The organism is Rhodococcus sp. APC 3903, from assembly GCF_030407755.1.
In the GTDB taxonomy this organism is placed as follows: Bacteria; Actinomycetota; Actinomycetes; order Mycobacteriales; family Mycobacteriaceae; genus Rhodococcus_F; species Rhodococcus_F erythropolis.
Window position 1 is genome coordinate 208166 of record NZ_JASDCV010000005.1, and the last position, 18070, is coordinate 226235.

The following is an 18070-nucleotide window of genomic DNA, read 5'->3' on the forward strand; positions in this document are numbered from 1 at the left end:
GTGATTACGCTCCCTGGGTAGCTGCGGTGTCCGCGGTGAAACGAACGTAGCCGTTGGTCTCGAGCTCGTCGGCCAGCTCCGGTCCACCGGACTCGACGATGCGGCCACCGACGAACACGTGAACGAAGTCGGGGTTGATGTAGCGCAGAATGCGCGTGTAGTGCGTGATCAGCAGAACGCCGCCGTTCTCGCGCTCCTTGTAGCGGTTGACGCCTTCGGAGACGGTGCGCAGAGCGTCGACGTCGAGGCCGGAGTCGGTCTCGTCGAGGATCGCGATCTTCGGCTTGAGCATGCCCAACTGCAGGATCTCGTGGCGCTTCTTCTCGCCACCGGAGAAGCCTTCGTTGACCGAGCGCTCGATGAACGAGGGATCGATCTCGAGCTCGCTGAGGGCTTCCTTGACTTCCTTGACCCAGTGGCGCAGCTTGGGAGCCTCGCCTCGCACGGCCGTGGCGGCGGTGCGCAGGAAGTTGGACATGGAAACGCCGGGAACCTCGACGGGGTACTGCATCGCCAGGAAGAGCCCGGCACGTGCACGCTCGTCGACGCTCATTGCGAGGACGTCTTCACCGTTGAGGGTGATGGAGCCGGACGTGACCTGGTACTTGGGGTGACCGGCGATGGCGTACGACAGAGTCGACTTGCCGGAGCCGTTGGGGCCCATGATCGCGTGGGTCTCCCCCGAGCGGACCGTCAGGTCGACGCCCTTGAGGATCTGGATGGACTCGGCGTTGGCATCGGAGTTGGCGACCTCGACGTGCAGGTCACGAACCTCGAGGACCGAGGTGGTGGTGTTGTCACTGGTAGACATGAAATTCCTTCAAGATGAGGCGGGCGAGCGTAGCGACGGGGTGGTGTCGCAGGCGGGGCGGTCAGGAGCCGACGGCTGCGAGTTCGGCTTCGACTGCGGCTTCGAGGCGATCGCGCACCTCGGGAACAGCGATCTTGTTGATGATTTCGTGGAAGAACCCACGTACGACCAGACGACGAGCCTGATCCTCCGGGATACCACGAGCACGCAGGTAGAACAGCTGCTCGTCGTCGAAACGTCCCGTTGCACTTGCGTGGCCGGCACCGACGATCTCACCGGTCTCGATTTCGAGGTTCGGAACCGAGTCGGCGCGGGCGCCGTCGGTCAGCACCAGGTTGCGGTTGAGCTCGAACGTGTCGGTGCCCTCCGCTGCGGCGCGGATGAGAACGTCGCCGATCCACACGGTGTGCGCGTCGGGCTTGCCGGATCCGGGATCGCCCTGAAGCGCACCCTTGTAGACCACGTTGGACTTGCAGTTGGGCTGCGAATGATCCACCAGCAGACGCTGTTCCAGATGCTGGCCGGCGTCGGCGAAGTACAGGCCGAGCAGTTCGGCGTCGCCGCCCGGTCCGTCGTACTTGACGGTGGCGGACAGGCGAACCAGGTCGCCGCCCAGGCTGATCGAGGTGTATCGAAGCACTGCGTCGCGATTCAGGCGAGCGTGGTGTGACGTCACGTGAACTGCGTCGTCCGCCCAGTCCTGGATGGCCACCACGGTCAGCTGCGAACTGTCACCGAGAACGAATTCGATGTTCTCCGCGAAGGTTCCGCTGCCGCGCTGGTCGATCACGAACGTCGCCTTGGCGAACTGTGCCAGGTGAATCTGGGTGTGTCCGTAGGCGACGTTGTCGACTCCGGGGCCGGTCATGGTGACCACGACTGGCTTCTCGACCTCGACCTCGGCGCCCACCGAGATGACCGTTGCAGTCTCGAAGCTCGAATACGCCTGCGCTGCAATGCGATCAGCGGGAACGCCGGCTTTGCCCAGACGCGCGTCGTCACGGCCGACGGTCTCGACGGTGATGTCGCTTCCCCCGTCGACCTCGACGGTGACCTGTCCGTTGGCGACGGCGCTGCCGTCATGCAGTCCCCGGAGACGACGCAGCGGGGTGAACCGCCAGATCTCGTCACGTCCGCCGGGAACCTCGAATGCATTGACGTCGAACGAGGAGAACTGCTCGCCCTTGTTCGTGATAGGTGAGCCTGTGGCTGCACCCTTTACAGGAGCGGTCGGGTTCTCCCCGGCAACAGCTCCGATGACTCCGGTCTCTGGCGTGGTCACTAACCCACAGCCCCTTCCATCTGAAGTTCGATAAGGCGGTTGAGCTCGAGCGCGTACTCCATCGGGAGTTCCTTCGCGATGGGCTCGACGAATCCACGCACGATGGTGGCCATCGCCTCGTCCTCGGTCAGTCCGCGGCTCATCAAGTAGAAGAGCTGATCGTCACTGACCTTGGAGACGGTGGCCTCGTGACCCATGGTGACGTCGTCCTCGCGGATGTCGACGTACGGGTAGGTGTCGCTTCGGCTGATCTGGTCGACCAGCAGAGCGTCACACTTGACGGTCGACTTGGAGCCGTGGGCACCCTTGTTGACCTGCACCAGACCGCGGTACGACGCACGTCCGCCACCACGGGCGACAGACTTGCTGATGATGGTCGAGGACGTGTGCGGCGCGAGGTGGAGCATCTTGGCGCCGGTGTCCTGGTGCTGGCCCTCGCCGGAGAACGCAACGGAGAGAACCTCACCGCGGGCGTACTCGCCCATCAGCCACACGGCCGGGTACTTCATGGTGACCTTGGAGCCGATGTTGCCGTCGACCCACTCCATGGATCCGCCTGCCTCGACCTTGGTGCGCTTGGTCACCAGGTTGTAGACGTTGTTGGACCAGTTCTGGATGGTCGTGTAGCGGCAGTGGCCGCCCTTCTTCACGATGATCTCGACGACGGCCGAGTGCAGTGAATCGGACTTGTAGATCGGCGCGGTGCAACCCTCGACGTAGTGCACGGAGGCATCTTCGTCGACGATGATCAGGGTGCGCTCGAACTGACCCATGTTCTCGGTGTTGATGCGGAAGTACGCCTGCAACGGGATGTCCACGTGGACTCCCGGCGGAACGTAGATGAACGAGCCACCGGACCACACGGCGGTGTTCAGCGCGGAGAACTTGTTGTCGCCGGCCGGGATGACCGATCCGAAGTACTCCTTGAACAGCTCCGGGTGCTGCTTGAGACCGGTGTCCGTGTCGAGGAAGATGACGCCCTGCTCCTCGAGGTCCTCACGGATCGAGTGGTAGACGACCTCGGACTCGTACTGAGCTGCGACGCCGGCAACGAGGCGCTGCTTCTCCGCCTCGGGGATGCCGAGCTTGTCGTACGTGTTCTTGATGTCCTCGGGCAGGTCTTCCCACGACTCGGCCTGCTTCTCGCTGGACCGGACGAAGTACTTGATGTTGTCGAAGTGAATACCTTCGAGGTCGCTGCCCCAGTTCGGCATCGGCTTCTTGTCGAAGGTGCGCAGCGCCTTGAGGCGGATGTCGAGCATCCACTCGGGCTCGCTCTTCTTGGCGGAGATGTCCCGCACGACAGCCTCGGACAACCCGCGCTGCGCGCTGGCTCCGGCTTCGTCGGAATCGGACCAGCCGTAGCCGTAATGACCGAGGGACGCGATGGTCTCTTCCTGCGTGAGCGGCTCGGTGCCTGCTGCCGCAGTGGTAGTCGCCTGGTCTGATGTGACGGTCATGCGAGCTCCTTCCGGAGTCTTGTTTCTTGACGGCTGCTCGGGTTCAGCGAGGGCTGGTCGCTGTGGTCGAGCAGTTCTGACTTTGAAGAACTAGCTGAAAAATCTCTATTCGAACGCTGCACGGTGGCCGCGCTCTGTAGAACACTCTGGTCCGGTCATCTACTCCCGGTGGACACGAGGGGCACGTGCGTCGTGCAGGCGCAGTCACCGTTGGCGATGGTCGCCAGACGCTGGACATGAGTCCCGAGCAATTGCCGGAATGCTTGCTGCTCTGCCTCGCACAGTTCCGGAAACTCTTCTGCCACATGGGAAACCGGGCAATGGTGTTGGCAGATCTGCACGCCGTTGCCGACCGGCCGGGTCGACGCTGCGAACCCCACCGCGTTGAAGGCTTCGGCGATTGCGTCCGCTGTCGCCTCGACGTTGTCGACATCTGTCGGATCAGCCGGTTCGACGTCTCCGACGATCGCCTGGACCCGACGCTTGGCGAACTCCTCGATTGCCGCGTCTCCGCCGATTTCACGGAGTTGCCGCATCGCGGCTCCCGCCAGATCGTCGTAGGTGTGGCCGAGGCGGCCGCGACCGGTCGCGGTGATCTGGAACTGCTTGGCGGGACGACCTCGTCCGCGCTGACGCAGCGACGACGCCGAAGCGGTACGGGCTTCGCCCGACTCGATCAACGCATCCAAGTGACGTCGGACACCTGCGGCACTCAAACCGAGGCGTGTGCCGATTTCGGAGGCGGTAATGGGGCCTTCTTCGAGTAGCAGCTTGACCACTGCCGCCCGCGTCTGACCTTCGACGCTCACCGTAACCGGATTTGCGGCAGCACTCGGCGAGGCCGCTACAGTGGGCTGACCTGCAACTTCCTTGCTTCGTGGGTCTGACGCATTTCTTTTCACAACACAAGTGTGACGGAATTCTTTTCGCAGGTCTACTAAGGGCAACCTGCATTACATTCGGGAATATCCGGACAACGTACGTTGTTTGTGCTTGTCTGTCCGGCTGGATGGAGCCGCTACGCTGCCTGGTGTGCCGCAGACCCCCGAGAAGACGACGACCGCGCGATCGGCGCGCGCGATCCTGCTGGAAAAACCCAAGGCACTCGCGCTTTCCACAATCGGCGTTCGACCTTTCGGATCCGCTCCCCGGCAGAGTATGGCCGCAGTGCTGCACGGCGACGAGGACGAGCGCCCGGGCCTGAACGCGAAGGAAACCGCACAACTGCGAGGGATCCGCCGATTCGGCGCGACCGGCGCGGTCTTGATGGCAGTCGGAGCGCTCGGCGCCGGCGCACAACCCGTCCTGCAGAATCCGACCGCAGGACTTCGAGTCCTCAGCCTTCCCGGACGTATGCCGACGGTCTCACTCACCATGACGATGACCGGAACCGTGCTCGTCGTTCTGGCCTGGCTGATGATGGGCCGATTTGCAGTCGGGGACATACGCAGCCGTTCCGGCGCACCGCGGCGCATGACCCGTTCCCAGTTGGACCGCACACTCCTGCTGTGGATCCTGCCGCTCTCGGTCGCACCGCCGATGTTCAGCCGCGACGTCTACTCGTATCTGGCTCAAAGCGAAATCGCGGCCCGTGGACTCGATCCGTACGCCATCGGTCCCAAGGCGGCACTGGGTGTCGACCACGTTCTCACCCGCACGGTTCCGACGATCTGGCGCGACACCCCAGCTCCGTACGGTCCGTTCTTCCTGTGGCTGGGACGCGGGATCAGCTCACTGACCGGCGACAACATCGTGGCCGGAATCTTCTTGCACCGCTTGCTCGCATTGGCCGGCGTCGCGCTCATCGTGTGGGCGATACCTCGACTGGCCAAGCGATGCGGTGTCTCTGCCGTCAGTTCGCTCTGGCTCGGTGCCGCGAACCCGCTGTTGCTCTTCCACTTGGTGGCCGGCATCCACAACGAAGCGCTCATGCTCGGGTTGATGCTCGCCGGAATCGAGATCGCCCTCCGCGCAGTCGAAGGGTCCGGGCCCATCCGTGGGCGAGCGCTGTTCTATCTCATTGCGGGATCAGGATTGATCGCGTTGTCGTCGACGGTCAAAATTCCGTCCTTGCTTGCGCTGGGATTTGTCGGCATGGCCTTGGCTCGGCGTTGGGGTGGAACCTGGAAAGCCCTGGCGGGAGCCGCGATTCTCCTGGGCATCGTTGCCGCTGTCGTCACGTTTGTCATCAGCGTGGCCAGTGGGCTTGGTATGGGTTGGATCAACACCCTCGACACCGCCACGGCAGTCCGGAGTTGGATGTCCATCCCGACGCTCCTGGGCGTCGGCACGGGATTGGCCGGTGTACTACTCGGACTCGGCGATCACACGACGGCGATCCTCACGATCACCCGGCCCATCGCGTACCTGGTTGCCATTCTCATCACCGCACGGATGATGATCTCGGTGTACATGGGCCGCATACACCCGGTCGGTGGACTCGGCATCGCACTCGGAGCGATCGTTCTCCTGTTCCCCGTCGTTCAGCCGTGGTATCTGCTGTGGGCGATCCTTCCGCTGGCCGCGTGGGCCACCGCACCGATTTTCCGCATCCCTGCCGTCGTCTTCACCTCGATCGTCAGCGTCATGTTGATGTCCAACGGCGCCGAATACCTTCCGTTCATGATCGTGCAGGCCGTCATCGCGACCATCCTCACCGCCGGAACGCTCATCGTCTTCACCCGCAATTCACTCCCCTGGCGTAGCGACAAGCCAGTAGCGGAGATCACGAAAGGCGGACCGGTAGACGAAGACAACTCGGCGGGGGCTTACGCTGATTCCCCGTGACCTCGAGAGCCTCCAGATCGTCGACGCCGGCGGTACAGATCCAGGGTGTCGTCAAGTCCTTCGACGGTGTTCGAGCCGTCGACGGTATCGATCTCACTGTCGAGACGGCCCAGGTCGTTGCCCTGCTCGGCCCCAACGGAGCCGGTAAGACAACCACCGTCGAGATGTGCGAAGGGTTTGTCACCCCCGATGCCGGCACGGTTCGAGTGCTCGGTCTCGACCCCATCGCCGACTCCGGTGAAGTCCGCTCGCGAATCGGCGTCATGCTGCAGGGCGGCGGCGCGTACCCCGGGTCCAAGGCCGGGGAAATGCTCGACCTCGTGGCCGCATACTCGGCCGACCCGCTCGATCCCGCCTGGCTCCTTTCCAAACTCGGCCTCACCGATGCGCGCAAGACCCCGTACCGCCGTCTCTCCGGAGGCCAGCAGCAACGACTGTCACTGGCGTGCGCGCTGGTCGGCCGCCCCGAATTGGTATTTCTGGACGAACCCACCGCTGGGCTCGACGCTCAGGCGCGCCTGCTCGTGTGGGAACTCATCGACGCTCTGCGACGCGACGGCGTGAGCGTCCTGCTCACCACACACCTCATGGACGAGGCCGAAGCACTCGCCGACGAACTGGTCATCATCGACCACGGCAAGATCGTCGCGTCGGGAACGCCGGCCGAGGTCACCAGCAAGGGCGCCGAAGGACAACTCCGTCTGACGACGGTTCCCGGTTTGAGCCTCGATTCGCTGGCCGGTTCACTCGCCGGGTTCCGCATCGAGGAATCCAACCCAGGCACCTACGTCGTCGAAGGTGCAATCGATCCGGCAACCGTGGCAACAGTTGCGACGTGGTGTGCCGATCAGGACGTGCTGATCAACGACATTCGCGTCGATCAACGGAGTCTGGAAGACGTCTTCCTCGAATTGACGGGCCGGGAACTGAGGGGATGACGGAGATCAAGGTCATGAACGAAACAGCGTCGAACGGCCAGAACAGTCCCATCAGCGTTGCCAGAGACCGGCGGCTCGCCGAGAACCGCTTCGAGCCAGGCACCTTCTCGCCGGATCCCCGCCCCAATTCGGCGGCCAAGATGCTGGCGGCGCAGACCAAACTGGAGCTGACACTTCTGCTCCGCAACGGTGAGCAATTGCTGCTCACCATGTTCATCCCGATCACCCTGCTCATCGGACTGTGTCTACTTCCGATCGGCGATTTGGGCGATTCTCGGGTCGATACCGTGCTCCCTGGTGTCATGATGGTTGCCGTGATGTCGACGGCGTTCACCGGACAGGCAATCGCCGTCGGATTCGATCGCCGATACGGCGCGCTCAAACGACTCGGTGCAACGCCGCTACCGCGGTGGGGAATCATCGCAGGCAAGAGTGCTGCCGTCATCATCGTCGTGGCGCTGCAGTCGCTGTTGCTCGGCGCTATCGGTTTGGCGTTGGGGTGGCGTCCGTCGTTCGTCGAACTTGTACTCGGCGCAGTGGTCATTGCCATCGGTACTGTCACATTTGCAGCGCTTGGCCTTCTGCTCGGCGGTACTTTGCGAGCAGAAATCGTTCTCGCTCTCGCCAACGTCCTGTGGTTCATCATGGTGGGCATCGGCAGTGTGGTCTTCGCCAGCGGTGAACTCCCGACCGCTGTTCACACGCTGGTGCGCATTGTTCCGTCCGGCGCTCTGGCACACGCACTCGAAGCGGCCCTCGACACCTCGATGGACTGGTTCTCGATTCTCGTACTTCTCGTCTGGGCCGCAGTGGCCGGAGCCTGCGCAGCAAGGTGGTTCAAGTTCACGTGAGTACACGACGGACAGCTCAGATCGTCGGCTGTGTGGCCGCAACAGTGATGTTGTGTGCCGGACCCGCAACGGCGACCCCTTCGGTGTCCGGTCCACTCGCACCTGCAAATCCGCACCTCGGTCCCGTCGGTACTTCCACCATGCACGGTGACGCGGGCTCGTCCGACGTCACGCCGCTGCCTGGTCCAGGAACCGGCCCACACGAGGTGACAGCTTTCCCGATGATGGCCGCCTGCCCGACGGTCCTCCAGGGTTCCGACGGCATGATCGTCTCGCTCTGCACGACGATGATCGGCCAGATCCCGACCATCCATTTGATCGATCCGAAGGCCGACGCCACACCCTTGGGACGGTCGGTCGCGCAACTGCCGCTCGCGAAGGGCAGCCTGCTCGGCGGCGTCTACGCCTACCTCGACAACGAGAACCGTCTCGTAGCCGTCGACGGAAACCGTCAACTGGTCCGCATTTCCCATGCGCAGAATCCGGACGGCAGTTGGCGGCTGGAACTCGCGGATGTCATCGATCTCAGTGGTGCGGTTGCCGCCGACGACAACGTCACCGGCCTCGCCCCGGATTGGGACGGCAATGTCTGGTTCGCCACGGGGCACGGCACCGTCGGGTACGTCGGCGCGGATCGAATCGCGCACAGCATTGCGCTCCCCGAGGGTGAGCAGGTGCAGAACAGCATCTCCACCTCCCCGACGGGCACTGCCGTCGCAACGACCCACGCGCTCTACCAACTGAAGCGAAGTGGCGACGAAGTCGTCATCGACTGGCGTCAGCCGTACGACCGCGGGCCGGCCCGCAATCCGGGTCAGCTCAGCTGGGGAACCGGATCGACTCCGACATACTTCGGCCCGTCGACGGGCAGCGATTTCTTGACCATCGTCGACAACGCCCACCCGACGGTGAGCTTGCATGTCTATCGCGCTGACACGGGCGCCGAGGTGTGCACGCAGCCGGTGTTGTCCGCGGCCAGCAAGGACGGCTCACCGAGTGGCAGCGAGAACTCTCCCGTCGGCATCGGTCATTCGGTCTACGTGGCCGGCACTTACGGATACCCGTACCCCACGACTCCTGAAGGTGCCGGTCCAGCGGTCCCCGCCACGGCACCCTTCAACGGCGGAATGACCCGGGTCGACATCGATCCGGTCGGCTGCCATGTCGTGTGGGACAACACGATTCGTAGCTCCGCGGTACCGCACCTCTCGACGGCGGACGGCTCGATCTACACCGTCACGCGGGACGGTAATCCGAGCACCTCTCCGCTCGACGGGTACTCGTTCGCGGTGATCGACTCGAAGGACGGGTCACAGATCGGTTCGACTCCGCTGCCGTCGACGATCCTCAACGACACCCTGCAGATGTCGGCACTCATCACCGAGTCGGGCGAGTACTTCCAGGGAACGATCTCGGGAATCGTGCGCGTTCGCGCGAACTGACGCGAGCTGGTCCCGACGACGCGGGGCAGGCGCGGAGCGAGCTGGCCCCAACGACACTGTGTAGTTGATGGGGAACTACGATCGTTGGTGTGGTGAATCGTGTGTATGCCGGATAACCGCATGTAGTTGTACGTTCCACTACGCAATAGCAGTCGATCATCTGCTTGCCCTTGCAACGACAAGCACCCCAGCTCCGAAGAACTGGGGTGCCACGCATGCGGTTCGATGTTGAAGAACCTACTTGCGCTTCTTACCTGCATCACTGCGCTTGTCGCGCCAGCGACCATCCTTGTTGCGGTCACGATCCTGCTTGCCGCCACCAGGAGCAGGAACCTGCGGAACCTTCCCCGCGCTCATCGCTTCACCGGCTTAATGGTGATGGTGCGAGTAACCGTGACCCTGCGAACAGGAACGGTGATGGTGCGAGTGATGCGTCGAATTGAGGTTGGCATCAGCCAATCCTCCGATCTGCCGGATAACAGTTCCAACACAACTTGCCTACCGGTCGTAGGACTAGCTGTTATTTGGAGTAGAGTCACAAGTGCATCCGTGAGAAGTTGCAACTTTCAGACAAACCCCAGTGCTGGTTACCCCGCGTTGGGGTTTTTCTGCGTTCCTTTCCGACTAGGGAAGACGCTACACCTAGTGGCCGACAGAAACACATGCCCTACATCTAGTGAATGACAGGCAGAGCATTTGTAGGGTTTCCACAATTCGATAAACCCCAGGTCAACGAACCGAGCGGTACGGATCGACAGCTATTATCACGATTCCATAACGAAATCTGAATTACAAGCATGCAACTAGCAGAAAAACCCGACCTGCAGGAATGCCTGTAGTGCCGCCTGACAAGCACAACACGCAACCGGGTTCGTCTTGATACGTACAGACAACCAAAGTGGAAGAAAGTAGGGGAAAGTAAGACACAGCCTCATTTCTAACCACACACGGCCAGAATCAACCGGATTCGCATGTTCTGAGTCACTCGGTGGATTGAGTTCGACTTGACAAGTAGGCCCTGTAACTCTCTACAGGAAGCTCCTACAGCAAGTTCACACTGCAACTAGACACAACAACGCCACACCGCACGCTCCACAGCTAGCCACATCACGCACTAGAGGCGACAGAATCCTTCCGGGATACTTCGGCCACCCCCCCAGAGTTTGCGTTTCTTAGATTCACGTTCATATGCGTGCAGTGCATGCAACACACGCACCAGACCAGACCTCTACACTCTGCTGATGCCACCTGCACCTGACTGGTTCTGGATAGTCTCGCCTCTCATCCTCATTGCTGGCTGGTTCGTCGTGAACGCAATCACCAGCAAGCGAGAACTGAACACTGGCGACGTACCACTTTGACCAATGCCGTTTCGAATCTCATCGAAGCATCGAACAAGCGACTATCCCTGATTAAGAAAAAGAAATATGCGTCAGACGACACAGAGGCGTACGAACACGATATTCGAACAGCGGTACAGCAAATCGAAATATGTAGAGCCGCTCAAGTATACGCTTATGCATCACAGATACGAAAAGCACATATCCAGAGCCGCAACTCAATTGGCGACCTTGACTCTCTAAGAGAATCCATTATAGACCCATATCTCGAACCATTTACTCTTGAAGAACAAGCGTATACGAAAAATCGAACTCGGGAAATCAATAAGCTAATCGAGATGAATCAACGCAAACTACACTTCGATCATCGCATGCTAGTACGTGAACTTCAGATTGAATTGGGTTTACGAAAATTCGAGTTCGATCCGGACGCAGCACAAGTTTTAACTGGATCGAAACCATCCAAGATTCATCTACCGCCTCGAATTCATAAGTGGATATGGACGAGAAAACAGAATCATTTAGCGAAAAGGGCGGAAAAGAAAGCGCTGAAAAACTCACCAAGTATCGAACCATAGGTTTGTGAACGAGTCCACAGATTCTATCGACGGTAGCCAAGCAGACTGACGCTTTTCTCGCTGGAAGTAGATTTCTACTCTAATGTGATTGTTTTGCGCATACCATTCAATCTTTCTGATGAACGCTGCGTGCTCTTCGTTCTTGTAGTAGATACGTACTGCATCCAAGATTTCCAGTTCACTGATCTGCCTGAGTTGATTGAAGTTGTTCGGAACAAGCATGACTCTGGAAATTCTGTTCTTATGCAGGTCGTAATCGTTCAAGATGCCTGTTGACCATTCCAAGAAACTCGATCCGAAGTCTGCAATACGTAAGTCTTGGATATCACCTGTTCCTCTCACTACCGGGAATTTTTCAGCCTTCACTCGCACTTCAGGTAGTTCTAGAAGATACTCTTGCTTCTTTATCTCATATCTGATTGCGTGACTCATCAACACACCAGGCTCTACAGTATCTAATTTTTGTTCACAGGAGCTAATATTGGGTATATAGATCTTCTTCTTCTTGTTCGTCAAGTCATTCATGTAAGAACTAGCAGAAGCTAGATACTCAGAAGAACAGTGCAGTGACTCTTCCGATTCAAGGAACTCGTGGCAAAAATCCGACGTCCAAACTGTGTCTTCTAACGTCTTATCCCAGAATCGCTTCTCTAGAATTCTATCTAGTAAATCATTATCTATTGTCATTCAAATCTTCCTTTTCATAGTAAAATGCCCGGCAAAGATTCTCCACAACCTTTGCCGGGCATTCATCATTTTTACCATGAAATGAAGTTCTGTAGCCTTTCTATGGTAGTGGAGAACCTTTACTTGCTAATGTATATTTTAGCATACTATTTGCATTCTTGTTGGCGTGTCGATTTATCGAATCCATTAAGGTCTATATCGATTGCTTCGTTTCTTGACCGCCAGTTCTACTATTCTTCTTATTTATGTCTTCCCGATCCGTGACACAGAGAACCATATACCCAATATTAGCTCCTGTGAACAAAAAGCGCAGTAGAACAACAAGCAAGAAGAACTACCTACAAGCTAGCACATTCGGCTTCTTCGTGTGAGCCTTGCCGCCGGAGTGGGCAATAACTGTCAATCATCATCTGAGTCACTTGCCAAACATATAGTAATACTCCGAACAATAATAGAACGTACTCATCAGTATCACTGGAAAATCTTGTTTTGGTCCTGCGGCCACTTGTACGGAACAACCGTAGCAACATAGCGACCTATTTCTGCCAAGTCCTTCTCACTGATAGATCTATCTTTTGCAAATCCTTCTATTACAGTGCAATTACCCTGCAAAGCAGAATCAGAAACTCCTGTCACTTGGAATAAATGTTCCAAGTCATACTGAGCCTGGTCTTCTACCGACATTGCAACAGGCGTACCTGCTTGCGTGTTACTGCATGCCACAGCAAACAATGCTATAGCCAAGATGCCGATGTACTTCTTCACGTCTTCTCCTGCTGTCTGTAGGTAGGTACATCTGACACAGGGCGCATCAGAAGTACTTAGGGGTACATCGGGCCTAGCTTGGTAAATCGGACAGCCCTCATGCGCGTACAGGAGAGCCGGGTAGATCGGTAATCTCGAAGCTACACTAGGCCGCTAAAGAATCCAAGAGCATTAAAGAAAGTAGTCTACTAAAAAGAAATGCATACTTGACTAATAGAACAGCACAATACTTTAGACTTCACGGAGCACTTGGGGGTACCTCAGGTATGCACTTAGTTACGTCACAAACAAAACTGTTTGTGGAGGTCAAGACCCATTTTGCTTGTTGCTGATCTGCATCAACAGCTGGTAATACTTGGTCTTCCATTCATCAAGCGAATCTTGCAGTTCTTTGACTTGCGCCTTCAAAACACGCATCTCATCGAGCATCTCTTGCCGCTGAATTTGCCGGTTGGTAAAGAATCTTCTGAGTACTTCGACAATCACAGAACCGACTAGACCAATGACTGCGATAATAATTGCTTCTATCATTAGAGTAACTAGTTTTACCATTAAATCTCCAATCAAAGTTGATTATTGCGTACTGTCGTATCATTGCAGATATGGATAAAATAATGCACGAAGAACCCAACCCATGTATCCCTGAATACGATAGACAAAGAGCAATCGCAAGAGCACTGAGGGATGCACCAGAAATTACCGAAGATGATATCGAGTTCATGAATAAGCTCTTTGCGAGAAGGGCTTGACTACTGGGCAGAGGATCAAGTGCCTCTGCCCAGCCGCTACTACCCGAATGCTCGTTTGACCTGCGTTTCTACGTCATCGGTCGTGGTTTGCACGTAGAAGGTCAACGAAGTCTGCACACTGTGGTGCCGAAGCTGTCTACGCAGAATCTCCGGTGAACAGCCGTTGTTGACGAGTTCGGTTGCGAACTTGTGCCGTAGTGCATGCGGAGTGACTTTGATTTCTGCGTTGCGTCCTACTCGTTGCAGACCGAGGTACACAGTGTTTCGGGTGACCTTCGGATTCCACTGCGCATACTCCGCTGCATACCACTCAGGAACCACGACCGGACCGGACGACTTGGCTGAACTAAGCGTTCCGTTCGGTAGCAATTGCCGATCCACCAGCATGACGTTTCCCGAAATGCGTTGCTTCACAACAGATTCGCCCAAACGGAGTCTTGCGTAGAGCATCGAGAAGCCGTACATTTTGTATCGTGACGATTCGATTGCCTGGTGAAATGTCGTCAGCGGAGCAAGTGTGTAGATCCTTGGTTGCCCCTTGGACACTTTGAGCTGCACACCGAGCATCGAACGCAGTGCAATCGCATGCTTGTTGCGTGTGGATTGGTTCAGCACGGTTTGAAGACGGTTGTGCAGAAAGCCCACCGTTGCCTGTTCGATCGGTACCTCACACAGGTCGAGGCATCGCAGAGTGCTCAGATAGTGGTAGACAGTCGATGCCTTCACCTGCTTGTTGGCAAGGTTCTGCTGGGCAACGTCGAGAATCGTTGTAGTTGACACTTCCACTCCTCACATCGGAGCAGTCACCCGGCCTGGCCCCAACGACACTGTGTAGTTGATGGGGAACTACGATCGTTGGCGTGGTGAATCGTGTGTATGCCGGATTTTTACGCTTGGTGGATCGACTACCTCTCCCCTCGCTGAAAACGCAGAAAATCATCGCGTTCATCGTGATCCTGACGCAGGGCGGCATCGCTGTCACCGGCGCGGTGGTTCGCGTGACCGCGTCTGGGCTCGGTTGCCCGACGTGGCCGCAGTGCTTCCCCGGCAGCTTCGTCCCGGTCGGCCATGGCGAGGTCGCAGTACTTCACCAAGCCGTCGAGTTCGGCAACCGCCTGCTGACCTTCCTGGTCGTCATCGTCGCCGCCGCGATCGTGCTCGCGGTGACTCGTGCTCGTCGACGGAATGAAGTCCTGATCTATGCCTGGATGATGCCGCTCGGCACTGTCGTTCAGGCAGTGATCGGCGGTATCACGGTCCGAACCGGTCTGCTGTGGTGGACCGTCGCCATTCACCTGGTGGCGTCGATGCTAATGGTCTGGGTTGCCACGGTGATGTACGCGAAGATCGCGGAACCCGACGAGGCAACAACGCTGATCGTGATGCCGAAGCCGCTTCGCTGGCTGACCGCGCTGTCCGGAGTCGCGCTGGCCGGCGTGCTGGTCGCCGGCACCCTCGTAACGGGTGCGGGCCCCCACGCGGGTGACAAGAATATGGATCGGATTGTGCCTCGCCTTGAGGTCGAGATCGTGACCCTGGTTCATCTGCACTCGCAACTGTTGGTCGGCTATCTGGCCTTGGTGGTGGGACTGACCTTCGGCCTGTATGCAGTCGGGACATCCCCGGCTGTGAAGATCCGCCTGAAGGTCTTGCTGGCTCTCATCGTCGCTCAGGCACTCATCGGTGTCGTTCAGTACTTCACCGACGTACCGGCAGTGCTGGTCGTCTTTCACGTCGCCGGTGCGGGACTGTGCACGGCTGCGACCGCAGCAGTTTGGGCTGCGGGTAAGACCCGCCAGTACACGCCGACCGATTCGCCGATACCGGCTCTCTGACGCTTCAAGACACGTGTGGGGCGTAGGAACACCAAGAAGTGTTCCTACGCCCCACACGTCATTTCAGGCTTCGTTGCGTGCTTTCGGGAACCGAGTCTGGTTGGCGACCCAACCGGCCATCTTCTTGAAGTGGCCTTCCTGGGGGGTGACGATGCTCGTCAGCTCACGCTCCCACTCGGCAACGGTGACGGTGTCGAAGGACGCAACGACGGCATTGGCCGTGGCGAGGTCCTCGACGACCTGATCACCGAGGATGCCGTCGGCACCCACGAGAGTGATGCGAACGCCGGCCAGGCCGACCGGCTGAATGACGGCGCTGGCGGTGCCGCCGTGCTCGGCGACGAACTTGGTGATGGCGTTCACCGTGGACTTCGGCAGTTCCGGCGCGGACGGGGTGGCGTCCGACTTCTCGGTATCGGTGCTCATGACTCGACAATACTGGTCGGTAGCCCGGTAGCGACACCAGGCATGGACTGAGCGTCGGCCGTCTCGGGTGTAGAACAGAAACCATGCGAGCCATCTACGTGACCGAGACCGGCGGACCAGAGGTTCTGACTCTGACCGAACAACCCGAACCGACACCCGGCCCAGGCGATCTACTCGTCAGGACCGAAGCGATCGGCATCAATTTCATCGACACGTATTTCCGAATGGGCCAGTACAAGCGTCCGCTCCCCTACATTCCCGGCGACGAGGGCAGCGGCGTCGTCGAAGCTGTCGGTTCCGACGTCACCGAATTCGCCGTTGGTGACCGTGTCGCGTGGGCGGCCGCCACGGGCAGCTACGCCGAGAAGGTGGCTGTTCCCGCCGCAGTCGGCGTGAAAGTGCCTGACGGTGTCCCGGCATCGGCCGCAGCGTCGGCGCTCCTGCAGGGGATGACGGCGCACTACCTCGCGAAGTCGACGTATCCGATCCAGAGCGGCGACACCGTGCTCGTGCACGCAGGCGCGGGCGGCGTCGGGTTGATCCTGACGCAGATGGCCGTCAGCCTCGGGGCGAAGGTCATCACGACTGTGTCGTCGGATGCGAAGGAAGAACTCTCGCGCGGCGCCGGTGCCTCGGAGGTCCTGCGGTACGACGAGGACATAGCAGCGCGAGTCCGGGAGTTGACCGGCGGCGAAGGAGTCGCGGCGGCATACGACGGCGTCGGCGCGACAACTTTTGATTCGAGCCTGGCTTCCGTGCGTATTCGCGGCACTGTCGCATTGTTCGGTGCGGCCAGTGGACCCGTTCCGCCCGTCGATCCGCAGCGGCTCAATTCATCGGGTTCGCTGTTCCTGACGCGTCCGACGCTCGCGCATCACATTCGCACTCGTGAGGAACTGACCTGGCGTGCCGGCGATGTCTTCGACGCCATTGCGGCCGGGAAGCTCGATATTCGCGTCGGCGCCGAGTATCCCCTCGCCGATGCGGCAACAGCCCATCGGGATCTGGAAGGTAGAGCAACGACCGGGTCGATCGTTCTGATCCCCTAGCGAAGTGCTGTGCGCCTTTATTAACCGCCCGCGGTTAATAAAGGCGCACAGCAGAATCAGCTGAGCATGTCGCTGATCGTCTGGAGTCCGAGAACCGAGTCGACAGCGAGGCCGACGAAAACGATCGCAAGATAGTTGTTCGACTGCAGGAACAGGCGCAGCGGCTTGACCTGAGCACCGCCGCGAACGCTGCGGTACAGCTGATGAGCCATGAGCAGGAACCACGCACCGGCGACGATGGTGATTGCGGCGTAGATGACGCCCGACGCGGGGACGAGGACAAGCGTCGTGACGACCATCGCCCAGCTGTAGAACAGGATCTGCTTGGTCACGTGCTCCTCGGTGGCGATCACCGGAAGCATGGGAACACCTGCCGCCTTGTAATCCTCTTTGTATCGCATCGCGAGCGCCCAGGTGTGCGGCGGCGTCCAGAAGAAGATGATCAGGAACAGCACGACGGGCTGCCAGCTCAGCGACCCGGTGACAGCGGCCCAGCCTACGAGGACGGGCATACATCCGGCTGCGCCACCCCAGATGACGTTCTGCCAGGTACGACGCTTGAGAACCATCGTGTAGATGAGGACGTAGAACGCGATCGTGATCACGACGAGGATGCCGGCCAGGAGGTTGGCTCGCCACCACAGCCACAGGAACGACGCGAGTCCGAGAAGAAGTCCGAAGACGAGTGCGTTACGGGTCGGCACCGCCTCGCGGGCCAACGGACGCTTCGCGGTGCGCTTCATGACCTTGTCGATGTCGGCGTCGACGACGCAGTTGAGCGAGTTCGCACTCGCTGCGCCCATCCAGCCACCGAAGAGGGTGCTGAGGATCAGAACGATGTCGACCGTTCCGCGATCGGCCAGCAGCATTGCCGGAATGGTTGCCACCAACAACAATTCGATAACTCGCGGCTTCGTGAGCGCGATATAAGCCAGAACCTTGCCCGTTGCGCGACCCCACACCGTATCGGTATTGGTCGCCCGCGGGGCGGCACCTGGGCTGCCGAAGCCATGTCCGCTCGGCTGTTGCCCTGTCCGCACGTTCTCTCCTTGCACCACGCGTTACCGCAC

General features: G+C 59.1%; 16 protein-coding genes. 6 read left to right on the forward strand and 10 right to left on the reverse strand.

Annotated features, from left to right (window positions below; translation table 11 throughout):
• Positions 1–4: 4 nt before the first annotated feature.
• The 4 genes from sufC to QMA15_RS09295 form a co-directional block, all read right to left on the reverse strand.
• Entirely contained in the window at positions 5–811 is an 807-nt protein-coding gene (gene sufC / locus QMA15_RS09280; RefSeq protein WP_141487276.1) for a Fe-S cluster assembly ATPase SufC, read from the reverse strand.
• A 61-nt stretch (positions 812–872) separates the two neighbouring features.
• Positions 873–2093 carry a Fe-S cluster assembly protein SufD gene (gene sufD / locus QMA15_RS09285; protein WP_020907733.1) on the reverse strand — a complete coding sequence of 407 codons (1221 nt, stop codon included), beginning with the start codon at positions 2091–2093 and terminating at the stop codon, positions 873–875.
• Positions 2093–3553, reverse strand: coding sequence for a Fe-S cluster assembly protein SufB (sufB, locus tag QMA15_RS09290; RefSeq protein ID WP_003944799.1), 1461 nt, complete (start codon positions 3551–3553; stop codon positions 2093–2095). Before sufB ends, sufD begins: the two co-directional genes overlap by 1 nt.
• 155 nt (positions 3554–3708) lie before the next feature.
• Positions 3709–4455, reverse strand: coding sequence for a metalloregulator ArsR/SmtB family transcription factor (locus QMA15_RS09295; RefSeq protein ID WP_269455348.1), 747 nt, complete (start codon positions 4453–4455; stop codon positions 3709–3711).
• Positions 4456–4585: 130 nt separating this feature from the next.
• Between QMA15_RS09295 and mptB the strand changes: the two genes are divergently transcribed.
• From mptB to QMA15_RS09315, 4 genes are read left to right on the forward strand one after another with little or no spacing between them, the layout of a single operon-like run.
• Positions 4586–6340 (forward strand): polyprenol phosphomannose-dependent alpha 1,6 mannosyltransferase MptB, encoded by a 1755-nt coding sequence (mptB, locus tag QMA15_RS09300; RefSeq protein WP_283308917.1) that lies wholly within the window; start codon positions 4586–4588, stop codon positions 6338–6340.
• Positions 6337–7278, forward strand: coding sequence for an ABC transporter ATP-binding protein (locus QMA15_RS09305; RefSeq protein ID WP_007727917.1), 942 nt, complete (start codon positions 6337–6339; stop codon positions 7276–7278). The genes mptB and QMA15_RS09305 overlap by 4 nt, the downstream gene beginning before the upstream one ends.
• Positions 7275–8129 (forward strand): ABC transporter permease, encoded by an 855-nt coding sequence (locus QMA15_RS09310; protein WP_290284097.1) that lies wholly within the window; start codon positions 7275–7277, stop codon positions 8127–8129. The genes QMA15_RS09305 and QMA15_RS09310 overlap by 4 nt, the downstream gene beginning before the upstream one ends.
• Before the next feature lie 47 nt (positions 8130–8176).
• Positions 8177–9571 (forward strand): hypothetical protein, encoded by a 1395-nt coding sequence (locus QMA15_RS09315; RefSeq protein WP_021344236.1) that lies wholly within the window; start codon positions 8177–8179, stop codon positions 9569–9571.
• Between the two features lie 1897 nt (positions 9572–11468).
• Here QMA15_RS09315 and QMA15_RS09320 read toward each other — a convergent pair.
• The 4 genes from QMA15_RS09320 to QMA15_RS09335 all read right to left on the reverse strand — a co-directional run bounded on the left by QMA15_RS09320 (position 11469) and on the right by QMA15_RS09335 (position 14470).
• The gene (locus QMA15_RS09320; RefSeq protein WP_279163871.1) at positions 11469–12176 is read right to left on the reverse strand and encodes a hypothetical protein; all 708 of its coding nucleotides are present in this window, start codon (positions 12174–12176) and stop codon (positions 11469–11471) included.
• A gap of 471 nt (positions 12177–12647) precedes the next feature.
• Positions 12648–12941: a hypothetical protein gene (locus QMA15_RS09325; RefSeq protein WP_290284099.1), complete on the reverse strand. Its 294-nt coding sequence runs from the start codon at positions 12939–12941 to the stop codon at positions 12648–12650.
• Between the two features lie 306 nt (positions 12942–13247).
• A complete protein-coding gene (locus QMA15_RS09330; protein ID WP_279163869.1) occupies positions 13248–13472 on the reverse strand; it encodes a hypothetical protein in 225 nt (74 codons plus the stop codon).
• Between the two features lie 257 nt (positions 13473–13729).
• The gene (locus QMA15_RS09335) at positions 13730–14470 is read right to left on the reverse strand and encodes a site-specific integrase (RefSeq protein WP_279163868.1); all 741 of its coding nucleotides are present in this window, start codon (positions 14468–14470) and stop codon (positions 13730–13732) included.
• 80 nt (positions 14471–14550) lie between these two features.
• Here QMA15_RS09335 and QMA15_RS09340 point away from each other — a divergent pair, with 80 nt between their 5' ends.
• Positions 14551–15525 carry a heme A synthase gene (locus QMA15_RS09340; RefSeq protein ID WP_269577220.1) on the forward strand — a complete coding sequence of 325 codons (975 nt, stop codon included), beginning with the start codon at positions 14551–14553 and terminating at the stop codon, positions 15523–15525.
• Positions 15526–15588: 63 nt separating this feature from the next.
• Here the strand turns inward: QMA15_RS09340 and QMA15_RS09345 are convergent, their stop codons facing one another.
• Entirely contained in the window at positions 15589–15951 is a 363-nt protein-coding gene (locus tag QMA15_RS09345) for a hypothetical protein (RefSeq protein WP_020969598.1), read from the reverse strand.
• 83 nt (positions 15952–16034) lie between these two features.
• On the opposite strand from QMA15_RS09345, the gene QMA15_RS09350 reads away from it, so the two are divergent.
• The gene (locus QMA15_RS09350; RefSeq protein WP_279163867.1) at positions 16035–17000 is read left to right on the forward strand and encodes a quinone oxidoreductase; all 966 of its coding nucleotides are present in this window, start codon (positions 16035–16037) and stop codon (positions 16998–17000) included.
• A 56-nt stretch (positions 17001–17056) separates the two neighbouring features.
• Here the strand turns inward: QMA15_RS09350 and QMA15_RS09355 are convergent, their stop codons facing one another.
• Positions 17057–18040 carry a heme o synthase gene (locus tag QMA15_RS09355; RefSeq protein WP_003944994.1) on the reverse strand — a complete coding sequence of 328 codons (984 nt, stop codon included), beginning with the start codon at positions 18038–18040 and terminating at the stop codon, positions 17057–17059.
• Positions 18041–18070 lie beyond the last annotated feature (30 nt).